The 13,140-nt window shown below is 38.1% G+C and carries 4 protein-coding genes and 3 pseudogenes; 4 read left to right on the plus strand and 3 right to left on the minus strand.

The genetic code is table 11. The annotated features are described in order from the left end of the window. Window positions 1–275, minus strand: a 275-nt coding sequence (locus HW45_RS28085) for a DUF3047 domain-containing protein (RefSeq protein ID WP_038231494.1), incomplete at its 3' end; no start/stop codon positions are given. Between the two features lie 1,865 nt (window positions 276–2,140). Between HW45_RS28085 and HW45_RS28580 the strand changes: the two are divergent. From HW45_RS28580 to HW45_RS28105, 3 pseudogenes are all read left to right on the plus strand, one after another. Continuing rightward, window positions 2,141–2,979, plus strand: a pseudogene (locus HW45_RS28580) (IS91 family transposase); the annotation flags it as partial. Between the two features lie 1,648 nt (window positions 2,980–4,627). Beyond that, window positions 4,628–5,147, plus strand: a pseudogene (locus tag HW45_RS28100) (transposase); the annotation flags it as partial. A gap of 191 nt (window positions 5,148–5,338) precedes the next feature. Next, a pseudogene (locus HW45_RS28105) lies at window positions 5,339–5,620 on the plus strand (transposase); the annotation flags it as partial. Window positions 5,621–6,415: 795 nt separating this feature from the next. Here HW45_RS28105 and HW45_RS28110 read toward each other — a convergent pair. Both HW45_RS28110 and HW45_RS28115 read right to left on the minus strand, forming a co-directional pair. Beyond that, window positions 6,416–7,384, minus strand: a complete 969-nt coding sequence (locus HW45_RS28110; protein WP_038231500.1) for a ParB family protein — start codon at window positions 7,382–7,384, stop codon at window positions 6,416–6,418. A gap of 11 nt (window positions 7,385–7,395) precedes the next feature. Then, window positions 7,396–8,643 (minus strand): ParA family protein, encoded by a 1,248-nt coding sequence (locus tag HW45_RS28115; RefSeq protein ID WP_038231501.1) that lies wholly within the window; start codon window positions 8,641–8,643, stop codon window positions 7,396–7,398. A gap of 1,806 nt (window positions 8,644–10,449) precedes the next feature. Here HW45_RS28115 and HW45_RS28120 point away from each other — a divergent pair. Next, window positions 10,450–11,514: a replication initiation protein gene (locus tag HW45_RS28120; RefSeq protein WP_038231503.1), complete on the plus strand. Its 1,065-nt coding sequence runs from the start codon at window positions 10,450–10,452 to the stop codon at window positions 11,512–11,514. The last annotated feature ends 1,626 nt before the right edge of the window (window positions 11,515–13,140 follow it).

Below are 13,140 nucleotides of genomic sequence, written 5' to 3' on the forward strand. Positions count from 1 at the left end.
GATTTCGGCAACAAAGCCGTTTTCCAACTCCAATTCATGTATGGTGTGTTATATATATCGATTTTCTTCTTAAACACTAACCCAGAAGCAGTGCCATCGCTTTTTGCATGTAATATATATTCAGGCACTATCGGCTTATAGTCGGTCTCACCTGAAAAGACTTCTTTTTCCCAAAAACTAAACGTATTTTCATCAAATTTAGGTAGTTGAACTAAGTCTTCCGACGCATATGAGAAGAAACTTGTTAATGCTAAGAAGTACCAACAATTCTTCATGTTCTCTCCATAACCATCCTATTCATGCCTTACCCCTTTAATACGGAAGTACGACTAGTTAGACCGCGAATATATCGATGAATCCACCCTTTCGATTTTAATCAATAATAAAGTACAATCAACCAGTTCCAATAGTTAAGTATTATCAATTTCGAAGTAGATAATCCAAGTTAGTGATTTAGTTCATCAGTGTTGAACCTAAATCCAACCTAGCTCTGTGCTAGACCCTTTTGAGTAGCAATCTTTAATTTAGTACCCTTAACCAAAAGGCAATTCGCGTGTTAGGGTGACTTGTATTTTCAGTTGACAGCAAAGTCAATCCTATCAATTGTAATCTGAAAACCAAACAGCATTTCTAAACAACCTCCAGTCCACAATCATTTGAAATGAGCATTCTTCCAGATTATTATACCTCCCCCCTGCCCTCCTAAATATACCAACATTCAGGAAAGCTTCTTAGTTTAAAAGGGTAAACACTAACATTCTGGGTAATACTTCAAGTGTTACAGCGTCACTTTTTATAAATGTAAGTGTATAGTTCTCTCCCCTTCAGACCAAAAACTTAATGTATCGTACAAAATTCATTTTCATCCAATGAACTCTACCCCCCCAAATGCTATACGATCATTTCGATGCTAAACAATTAAACGTATTGATTCTTGAAGTCTTGTGTATGATTATGAAGCTTAAGTTAAATGCAATTTTAAGTTGGCATCCAATTACTTTCCTTAAAACACAATAATATCCCATTTGTTTATTCTTCTTCATCAGCTCGTATATCACACCTACCTTTAAATTTAGAACTACTACAACCAACCTAATCTTCATTGTAGACTTGATACATTTAGATAGAGTGATTAGAGTTAAATATGTTGTTGATGCAAGTTATCTAAAAGAGTACGGTTTTTTGTCATTAGTCACATGGTCTTTGAGTAGATTAAAGCGCGAGTTGAATGTAATTCAGGAAAAGCGAGTCGTCGATTTCCGTTATTCACGACACCTGGTAAATACGTGTATAACTAAGCTATATTTAGCGGCCTAAGATAGAAATTCAAGAGACTAAACCCTTTTGGCCGCAATGTGTTGAAACTCATGCAATTATAGATACCTAACAGTTCAATTGTGGAAGGTACTACTTATAGCTCCAGTGAATATTGCCACAGTCAGGAAGACTGCACACCTTGTAAATACGTTCTCCATACTCGCAGTCACGCTTTACCAACATTAGTCACCAAAGCCCACTTAGTGATAGATACGTCAGCGACAACACGTCATCCCCGATTGCTAGCAAACACTTCAGGTTCATCTTACCAAGTACGTTCTAGTTAATGTTTTACTAGCATTTTCCTTCCTAATTAGTTATTCCTATGTGCGACCAAAATCTCATTAAACTAGGTTAAGCACTATAGAATAGCACTCTCTTTTGCCCTTGATACGTCCAGGAAAAATCAAATTTGGATGTACGTTCGCGCTAGTTGGTCACTTTTGTAGTGACTGAGCCATCGACTGGAACTCGAAACTTGTTGACTTTAGAACCAAAACGATAGAATCAGGTATACCAGTTGCCTAAGCAATCTTGCTCTTAGCTGCCGTGTCTAGTGAGCTTAGTCCTTATGTTCGCAATGAAAAAGTTGGATTCAGTGTTGAGTGAACTAATACCGTCGTAAATGGAAACTATATTTTGCCCAAAATCTAAGAACGTAAAAGTGACTATGAATTGTCTCATTCAAGATCTGATAAGGCCGCCCATACCAGTATCACACTCACAACATTACTCCATAGGTGGTGTAGTCACCTTCGATTATCCGAATCATTCTGCAGAAAAGAACGAATCAGAGACAATAAGTACCGAAGCCATGATCAAGAGCGTGCTATGGCCTATCTTCGAAGCCAATCCAACATTACTCAATGATTTATTCTCTCTTGCGGCGGACATGCTGCAGAAGTGGGCAAAAAAGCACGGACTTGAGGTAGGGATATTCGGAGTGCTTTTATGGTCGAGCCCTTAATTGGCATCCACATATCCATCTATCGGTCACCTGTGGAGGGTTAGATAAACACAATTCCTGGAAACCTATCTACTCCAAAAAGAAGCATGTCGAGTATCACTGGCGGCGACCTTAACTTATCCACATAGACCACCAATCATATTCAAGATTATCGTCAATGGAACGTCTTCTTAGAGCGTCAATATCAACGCTACTGGAATATTCACTTTGCCAAAAAGACAAAAGAGCTAAAGCAAACGGTGAGTTATCTAGGCAATTACCTGAAACGCCCATTAATATCCGCATCGAGGCTGCGTCATTATAGCGGTGGTACAGTGGTTTTTTAGTATCTAGACCCATCGTGCTGGAACGCATAAGACGTTGACGCAGAAAGAGATGATATTGTGGCACGTGAGTCGTATACCACAGCGCCATTTTAAAATGGCGCGTTACTACGGTTTTCTATCTAATAGAAAGCGTGGTCGTCTACTTTCTTTGGTGTATTTAGCTTTAGAAAAGAAGAGTCTGAAACAGGCTGGGCCACTCACGTATGCCAAACAATACAAAGGGTTTACAGGTAATGATCCGTACCAGTGTGTACTATGCAGAGGCAGAATGGAATTTACAGACTTTATGAAAGGCCCCAAAATGAGCAACTACTGGATAATCGTCGAATGAGCATGCGTGAAGCGCGTCGATTAAGCGTAGCAGCGTAGGATAAGTCCGTCTAAATCTCGTAATAACACCCACATTATCAATAAAACCATCTGACCTTAAATTTGCAGTAAACACTCACGATTCAAACTGGATATTTACCTCGCAAACGACCTTGATGGTTATGATTGAGTTTCCAAACCATGAACGTATTGTTGTCAAAGTCGTGTGCACTTTGTTTGCTTTCGTTAAGATAGATTCCTGCGGTCATTCGTCGACCAAGCGATAGTTCAACCTCAAATAGGATAGAGCCGCTCAATCAAGGAAAAATCTAGTAAAGTTACACTCCCTTTACGAAGCCTAACAAGATTTGATATTTTTCAACTGGATGTCAATGAGTTGATACTTCATTGTTCGCCAATACTGCTCTGGAAGATTCTTTACCTTCGAGATTTGCTCTGAACGTTAAGGTTTTTAGATACAAGCATCAGTATTCATATTTAAATACGGACATTGTTCGTTGTTTAAAACGCAACAGCCAATCTACTATTAATTGGGACGTTCCATTGACTGATGGATTGTATTAGATACCTGATATTCATTGATACTAATGTTCGAGGAAACTGACATACGCCAAACTACCATGGCTCAAAACGATTATACTCCTGGTATAGTTGTTGTATTTAGAAGTATTTTTGTTCAGGGCTCTTATTGTAACTAAGATATAGAAAGCTCATAGTTGATCATCCTAATGTTAGATTGTTAAAACCTTTTCTTTGTTTTTTGGCTGCGTAAGTCCAATTCATCAAAACGTCTTCCTTTCTTCAACTATGATTACCTTAAGGTCCTTGTTTTACTTTTAGCAAGTCGATATTACACCATAATCAATAAACGAAACACGCAACAATTAGAGTTTTGGATTTAGGGTATTTATTAGATTATATAGTCAGAGTGTAGTTTGTAAGCTCAAGTATATATTGAACATAACACAGGGAAACCGATGGGATTTAGGCAAAGTAATCTATACCATTTTCCAACCACTATAAGTTGAATCATAAAAACCATCAACTCTTGCATAACGGAAGAAAGCTGACTTTGTAAAACTAATCGTTACATCCACGATTAAACGATAATTGAAGTTTGTACTTAATTTTTCGATATCGAATCAACGTGGAAGATTATTTCAAAGTAGTGACATGACGCAGCTTCTTCATGTAACTAGTGTGTGAAGTCGATAATGTTTCCGTACTGAACGCATTAACACACAGACAATTTCTAGACATTGTCTGCGTGTTCTTTAGATAAACTAATCGTCTCTATAGCACATCAATACACTAGTAGTTAGTGTTACAAGATGATTGTTAATTCTGTATGGAGCCTTACGTTAATACGTAATGTTTGATAATTCAAAGGCAAATAACTCACACCACTTTAGAGCAACTCATTACTGTGTATTCGTTGTTTTAAATGTTATGTATCCTAGCTCATCAAACTAACAAAAGTCCCACTAAATATTAATGAAATAAGTTATGTTATAGACCATTTTAGGCCACCTTCTCGAAATGCCTTTTGTGTCCGATTAAGAACTAGCTTACCTAATGATACTTTTGTAGAGCTATGCTGGTTTCTGGTGTATGGAAGAAAAAGGAAGTTGCGGTGTAATCTGTTGATGCTGTTCTCCCCAGAACGATTAACAGATAGGTATACCGCATGACTGATAATACAGTTGTTTCATTGAATACACCACACTGAACTGATACGTCAAGGGGCTTGAGATTTAATTGCACAAGCTGTTGAAGCTGAGCTTCAACGGCTACTAGCCCAACATCAGAATTTAATGGTTGACGGCAAGCAAGCCATTGTCCGCAACGGTTTCTTACCTGAGTGAACCTTGCAAACAGGTGTCGGTGATGTCGAAGTGCAAATTCCTAAGGTACGAGATCGCTCAGGGAATGGCGTCAAGTTTAATAACAACTTGATACCGCCATATCTCAAGCGAACAAAGAGCGTTGCAACACTACTCCCGTTACTCTGTCTCAAGGAGATATCTACGGGCGATATGCTGCCTGCTCTGGAATCTCTACTTGGTAAAGATGCGAAAGGCCTGTCAGCCAACAGAATCTGTCGCCTCAAAGAGCGCTGGTATGCTGAGTACGAACAGTGGCGCAGGCGTGACCTGGGTAGGCGTCACTATGATCACGTTTGGGCTGATGATGTTTACTGTCACGTTAGTAGAGAGGTGTAGATATCGGAGGTCGCCGTATCATTAAAAAAAAAAGAAGAAACTTGTGAATGCGTAGAGGTACAAGCAAATAGAAGGATGTGCGAATGAGGAAGACTGCANNACTTTGAGTTTCCTTACCTTGGACAATAAGCTCTGCTTACTCGTCATCATTGGTGTCGATGACTCTGGACGCAAGGAAGTCCTTGGCGTTCTACGATTACCCAGCAGAGCACTGGGTTCATATCAGGACAGCCAACCCAATAGAATCGATGTTCGCCACAGTACGTTTACGCACGAACAAGACAAAGAACTGTGGAAACAGAAAGACTAAGTTGATGATGGCCTACAAGTTAATGCGCAGTGCAGAGACGAAGTGGCGTCGTCTACGAGGTTTTGCACTCCTAGCGGATGTTGTAAAAAATGTTCGCTTCATCAATGGAGTGAAAGAAATGAAGACTCATCAACGGGCTACTGAATGATCTCCATACACCACATTTGACAATAGCTTCTTTTTGTATTTACTTCATCGTATTCTCTTAGAAAACAAGTGTTTCGACAACAATAGAATAGCTTATAGTAAATTCGCTAATTGAAATCGCTGATTGTATGTTTGGAAGACATTGCAACTACTATATCCTAGAACAAAGTGAATTACGTTTATCTTGTTTACTTTCGCCAATTCATTCGCGCGCTTTAGTTTTTGTTATACGGTAACTCAATCGAACTCATAACTAGACCTGTTTTAGAACACTCGTAGTCAGCTCTTTATCGAAGGAACGTTCCACGCTAGATAATATTCATTGTCCGAATGGGTTTAAGTTAACAACTATAAATCGTTTAACAGTAAATATATTCAGCGTTATCTTTGGCTCCTTCACTAGCACTTTCGCTCATTCTTAATATCAAGCTCTCAAGAATTTTCTTCAAGACCGTTGTATATATGAATATAGTGCCGTGCAGCTACTTAAACCGTTAACAGAATATTGGGGCAGGGGAGGGCTATTATAGAAGAACCAACAAATTAATACATTTCGCCGGTGTTTGGCAATGCGACGTATCTATAGTAATCCTTCAGGTAAATATAACTATGGGAATTGCTGCAAGATCAAGTAAGCCTAAGTAAAATGTGTTGAGGACCAGCTATAGTTAGTGAAGATAGTAATTAGAAACCTGTTAATTATTTGGTGAACAACCCCCCTTGTAAATCTCCCAAAACCAACATAAGTCCTTTTATATCAAGGACTTATGCTTATATGGACATTGGTGCAACAGCCTTACCTAGCAAGTCTTTCCCTGACAAATGTCTCAATATCACCTAACTCCTCTTTTGTTAAGTACCCAAATTCAAACTTAGCTTTCCGCCCATCAGAACTTACGTTGATTCTTGCATATTTATTTCGATTCTCAAACAAAACGAGATTTTCGACTCTTGGTTCGGCCTTTTTGGGTTTTGCGAGCATCTTATCCAATGTATGTTGATAATGTTCGAGAAGTTGAACTTGGGCAAGTTCAACGTCCTGAGAACTAATCACATTGAATACCTCGACTTCATCGACAAACTGATCGACATCAAACTCATGTTTCTTCAGCAAACGTTCAATCTTAGCCAATGCAGAGTAAAACCTTGTTGGAACACCTTCGCAATCTGGAAAAGTGCTAATTAGGCGTTCATTAATACTCGCTGCCTGTAACTTTTTTCGCATTGTTTCTCTGCCAATCCCCAACTCCTTTCCTAGAAGCTCGTAGTCATTCGGATCTATATCATTTTGAATGGCAAAAGCTACATAAGATTTACCTTGTTCACGCCATGAAAAGGGCTTAACTTTTTGCGTCAAGTCCACATAAGCTTTAATTTCGTTGGGTTTTGGTGACTCGTCTAATACCCATAGCGGTAGATCTTTACCCGCTTTGATTGCACAGAATCTACGACGGCTTGAATCAAATAGCTCGTATAATTTGGTCTCTGGGTTAAGGTAGGCAACACCTTCTTGTTTAACACCTTCTCTCACAACCTCATCATAAATATCTCTTACTGCTTCCATCGTAAGTGACGATTGAGTTCGAGTATTTAAGGAATGAGCAATCGTCTTAGATTCAACGTCTTCAGCTTTAATAATGACGTGGCGAACCTTATACAACTTAGTTCCAAACTGAATATCTTTCTTCAATGCTTGTGACGTTGGCAATTTCAATCCAGATCTAGCTGACAGATTCCCTGTTTTCTTACCTCGAATATCAGACATCTAATTGCTCCTTACTTTGCTGCCAAAGCAACAATTTCATTTTTAAATTGGTTATAAAACAAACGTACCGAGTCAACCGCGACATCAAATTGATGTGCCGTGCAAATTTCTTCTGATTTTTTAATGTCTAAAACAGTACGACCAATCTCGGCAGCTGCAGTAAAAGCATCACTGTGAGCAAGAGTTTGCGTGAATAAGTGATTTCTTACAGAACGGAGTAACTTTTGTACTGTTTGGTACTCTGGTTTGCTATTTTCGTTGTAGTTAACAGCAGCCATCTTAACCCATTCAATATTCTTTCCCTCAGAGGGTAGCCTTTGCAACCTTTCATGTAAGTTTGTCATGAAGTTAGCAGTAGACGCATAATCATAGTATCTTGGTGTTACGGGAACCAAAATACAATCTGTAGCTTCCAACGCTGACCAAGTAATAGGACTATCTTGTGGCGGCATATCTATATAAATAATGTCAAATTCTTCCTTTAGGAGAGGGAGAACGACTTTACTCAGTTTAGTGAGAAGTCGGTCTTGCTCACTTTCTTCTAACTGCCAGTATCTATCAACAAAACGTTCATCACTTGGGAACGCAGTAATCACGGAGAGATTTGTTAAGTGAGTTGAGAACGGACAAGCTTTAACAATATCTTCAAATGAATAACCATTTTCAAGCAATGCGTTAACAGCGTTATTTTCATCTTGAGACTCAAACTCTGCTAACAGTAAATCAGCCATAGTGACATAAATGCTATCTTCGGCTAACTGCATTGTCCCTTGTCCAGCAGAGCCCTGAGGATCCAAGTCAAGTACACATACTCTGGCGTTAAAGTTCAGATCAAGAGCAGTCGCCGTGGCAAGAGCAAGCGTTGTACTTGTTTTACCTGTCCCCCCTTTATGGTTGGTAACTGTTACGGTTTTACCGTTATGATTATCAGCATACTTTGGAAAATCAAAGTAATCGAGCAACATATGTACTTGCTCATTTGTAAAAAGATGAGACCTATTTTGGTATATCGGTTCTGAAATCAGCCCTTCATCCATGACTTCTTTGAGCTTTTTGTTGAAAGTTGGTTTAGAACCTCCAATCAAATCCCGTAACTCAGTTTTATTTAAGCAATGGTTGTATATTAGACGATCGACGCCATCCACCATATCCGCATCGGAAACAGAAACACGTAAACTTTGCTTTAGGGCTTCCTCTAAGCTCGTTTGCTCTTTATGCATATTTTCGGCAATACTACCGATAGTACCAATAACAGTCATTTTTCCAACCTCAAATGTGTATTTTCTAATAATACAGTAAAATCTCCAGCCATCAAGAATTTTACCATTATATAGTTAATTTAATCTATATTGGTAAAAAATGAATGAAGTTTTACAAGCCGGCGACAGAGTCGNNAACTTTGAGTTTCCTTACCTTTAAAATCGAGTGACTCAGTCAAGTAAGAACATCTTCCAAAGAACAGACAAAAGCAATCAAAACTAGATGAGAGTAAATATGTTAGGGGAGGGGAGGAGAAGGGAAGCCATAAGGTGGTATTCACTTACCACCCTAATTCTTTTATAAGCCATAGGATAACAATATAAGATACGTACAATATCTCTGATTCGTACACTTCAGCCAAAAAGTAATGAACGTCAATGAGCAACTAAGTTACTGATTGTTCACTATTACAGTTTCAACTTTAAATCTCAGACATGCTTTCTTAGACAAATTTGAATCGATGTGCAGTTCCGGTTCCTCTCACCTCAGTCTACGGACTTTACGTCTAACTGACTGAACACATGTATAGCAACCACATACTTTCGAAATCGAATGGTCGATAATCACTCGCACAACAAGTTAGATACGCTACACAGTATCAACTTATAGAGGTAAAACCCTTACTCTCTTTGTACTGTTAACTTCACTCGTTATTTTGGATTTACGTCAACCAATAGATACACATTCAACATGGTAACCTTTAGTCACTTACATCAGAGATGGTAAAAGCAACATAGATAAATGCCATCGAAGGATGCGCATAAGCGGGCCAACAAGTAAAACACGGATAAAGTGATCTTTTACACGGATAACATGTACTTTAAGCAACAAATTATGTGATGGAACACGGAATATTTGTTAAGTTAACTTCGAAACGCCTTTAAAAACACGGATAATGTGATCAATTAAAAGGGGAGTTTTGCTAGATCCTAAGCGCGAGTCATCTCATCACACTGCAAGTTTCCAGTGCATTTACCAAAAAACGGATAATTTGTAGTATTAAGTGAATCTCATCATCAGAACCACCGCTACTAAGTCACGATACTTGTACACATAATAGCCAAAACGTTAGGGTTTGGTATAAAAATCAAACAGACCAAGAGCAAGTTGAGTACCACTTTTGTAGAAATAAAAGACGGAAAACTTGTGCTAATAATAAATATTAACGGATTTTAGGGGTTGTAATAACTAAATATCAATAAGATACATTAACGAGCCTATCTTTGAGCACGGAAAATCTGTTTGATCACACGGATAATATGTGATTGAGCACGGATTTTTAGATCAACAGCACGAATTATATGATCATTAATACGGAGAAAGTGTAATTAAACACGGATTAATAGATCAATATAATGAGATTACACTAAGTACGACGGGCTTAAAGCTACCTAATTAGCTCAGCACACCACATAAAAAGTACAATAAGTAAACAACTTAGGCTCAATGCCACTTGACTTCGTTCGCAATCTAAATACACGGATAATGTGTAATAGTAATGAAGGAACACGGAAATCATGTAAAACAACCACAAAATTTCAACAGGTTACTGAGACAACCTCAATGTATTACACGGATTTAAGGATCAATACAATTGACATAAAAGTTGTCATTTGTATCGAAATCAAAGAAATCCTTTTGCGGTTCACAAAAATCAACAACAATGAATACAAGGAAAACTAGTAATAAACACGGATTTTCTGTATTCATACACGGAGAACATGTAATAAACGCGGATTTTAAGTAATAGTTACACGGATATGATGTTATACTTTACCCAATTAGCATCAAACAGAGAAAGAACCATGGGTAGCAAGGTCAATACGACAAGAAAACACACCTTACCTAAGCAATTCAAAAAAGCACATAAACTTGTGTTTTCACAGCAAGATTTAACCCAACGTGAAGCTGACCTGTTCGCGTTAATGATTGCGCATATGAAACCTGAAGACTGGGATAGTGATGATACCCCTGTGTATGAGTTTACATCAACTCAACTGTCACGTTGGTTAGGAATTGAGCCCAAGGAGCTAGCTAAGACTCTCAAGCCGGTAGCTGATAGATTAACCAAAAAGAATATCGGTCTCCCTGTCGACGACGACTCAGACGATGTACAAGAGTTTGATTTTATATCAATCTTTAAGCGCGTGACTTATAAAGATAGAAAGCTCACGATGAAGCCAAATGACGAGCTAAAAGAGGCTTACATCGAATACAACAATAGTTACGCTCTCATTAACACCCAGAGCTTCCTTAGCCTAAAAAAGGAGTATGCAAAACGTCTATATGAGATCTTAAGTAGATTCAAAGGTGGTGGTACTTACCTACAAACTTTTGAAATTGCGGATCTTAAAGGGTTATTTGGGCTCCATGACCCAGGCGGAAAAATCAAATCAGGCAAGCGATCATTTGCAAATAACAGTGTGTTTATAGAACGTTGCATCAAAGCAAGCATCAAAGGAATTAAAGAAGATCCGGAAACCAACCAAGAAATTGTGTTTTTTGACTCTGAAGATGGAAAAACACACGGCTATGAAGTTTACAGAGAAGGGAGAAAACTATCAAAAATCAAATTTCTTTACAGATGGGTAGACAAAAAGCAGCCTGTACAGACACTTAATCTGGACGAAATTAAGAAAGTAATATCAAGCCTAGAACTCAAACGCAAGAACGGTGTTGAGCTCACTATCGAGGAACTCAAAAACCTCGCTCATTCATATGCGTCAATTGGTGAGAACGATAGAGCTAGTAAGATCGAACTAGCCATTACCCGCCGCAAGGATGAAGAAGAACAACGTGTAAAAATTCAAAGCTCGTTAGAAGCGTTTATGAACGAAATCAACCTACTCGCACCAGACGATAACTACTGATAATTCAATAAGATATGCAACATATCCACAAGCTAAGAGTAACGTGATAAGTTATTAGCATCTCTTAAGTTCAATACACGGAATTTATGTAATGTATAAACGAATTAAAAGATCGAAACGCACGGATATACAGATCAAACATGAGGATCAAGAGATCATAAACTCGGATTAAGCGATCAACCACTCGGATTAAGAGATCAAAATGACGGATAATGTGTAATGCCACTTCACTTTTTTTACTTTTAAAACAAGAAGTTACAGGACATCATAGATCTTATAGATCTAATAGACTACATAGTTTTTAATATATTTATAATAGTTACCTATAGTATCTGTGGGTAATAACAGCAAGAACGCAAACTATGACGTAAAATCATTCTTTCTTATATTAACGATCGCTCGCGAAGACTACAGCGTTTAAACCGCTGTATCATTCAGATGAATCTAACAAGAATCGAAAGGTGTTTAGTGTTAGGTTATAACCTCTTGCTAAAAAACCATTTAGTAACCAAAAAATGACGTCAGCTCAATATCTCTTTGTCCACCGTGGCTCAGTCACATATTGAGTCGGCAACAAAACCTGAGGTATACAGTTAAGGAGAGGAATAAGTAAAAAAGCATGTAACTATAGGTAATCATCAGGCCTAAATTATCACACTTTGTCCCTCTACACTGAAATGCGCCTAGTCATCGCAACCAAGCCGATTAGAAAGGATGAAACAACTAGATAGGCAAAACCCCTAACAAAAACAAAGATGTGTCAAGAGAGCTGCTAACAATACTCGCACGTCATTGAACAATAGGTTTAATGAAACATCTCCCTCTCGCCATCTTCATAAAGCAACTCATTGGTGGAGCACAATGTTCAACAATTACAATATCCAGGGAGAGAGAAACTCACAAATTGACCAAATATTTAAAAACCGCTCAAAGCTAAGTGTGTATGAAACTAAAAACACTGTATGAAATACCACCTTTCTAGTGGTGTGATACCTCTCTTTTTACTCCATAGTTTCAGTGTTATCGACTCTTAATCTGAATAGGGGCGAATAAATACTATAAATTTCGTGCCCATGATAAATTCAACTAGCGCTTTACTTATCAGTTGTTTTGCATCCATTGAACATCTAGTGCTCCTATGTATTGGTTGTTAAGAAATTACCTTTGAGGTCATTCGAAGGTGCTACAGTTAATAAATATTGATATTTTTAAGTAGACCAGAAACCAACTCTAACTGTTCGAATCAAATGCAGCTAAGGAATGTAGGTTCGAATCCAGGTTTTGTCGCTAATGTTATCCTTGTTCATTGACTAAACACCTAGCTCACCTGTGTTTTTGAACTCTTATCATCATCACTTACTTCAGTTTACTCCGACTATCTCTTATAAAGCACTTAACAACGCTAGCGACGAGTGAACAAATTGGAGAATCTAATTATCAAATCGTTCCGATTGCCGACCAATAAATAGGGCAACTTTTTCAAGAACTCGCGGAAGCCAAAAACCAACTTAGATGTATGCATATTGGCAATAGAGTATTGAAGCAATAAGAAGCTGGTAAATGAAGTGGGAATACCTAGTATACTTCCAAACTTTAATCTAAAAGGGGCTTTGTTGCCGAATTCAG

The sequence above is a fragment of the Vibrio sp. ER1A genome (assembly GCF_000733315.1).
Taxonomy (GTDB): domain Bacteria; phylum Pseudomonadota; class Gammaproteobacteria; order Enterobacterales; family Vibrionaceae; genus Vibrio; species Vibrio mediterranei.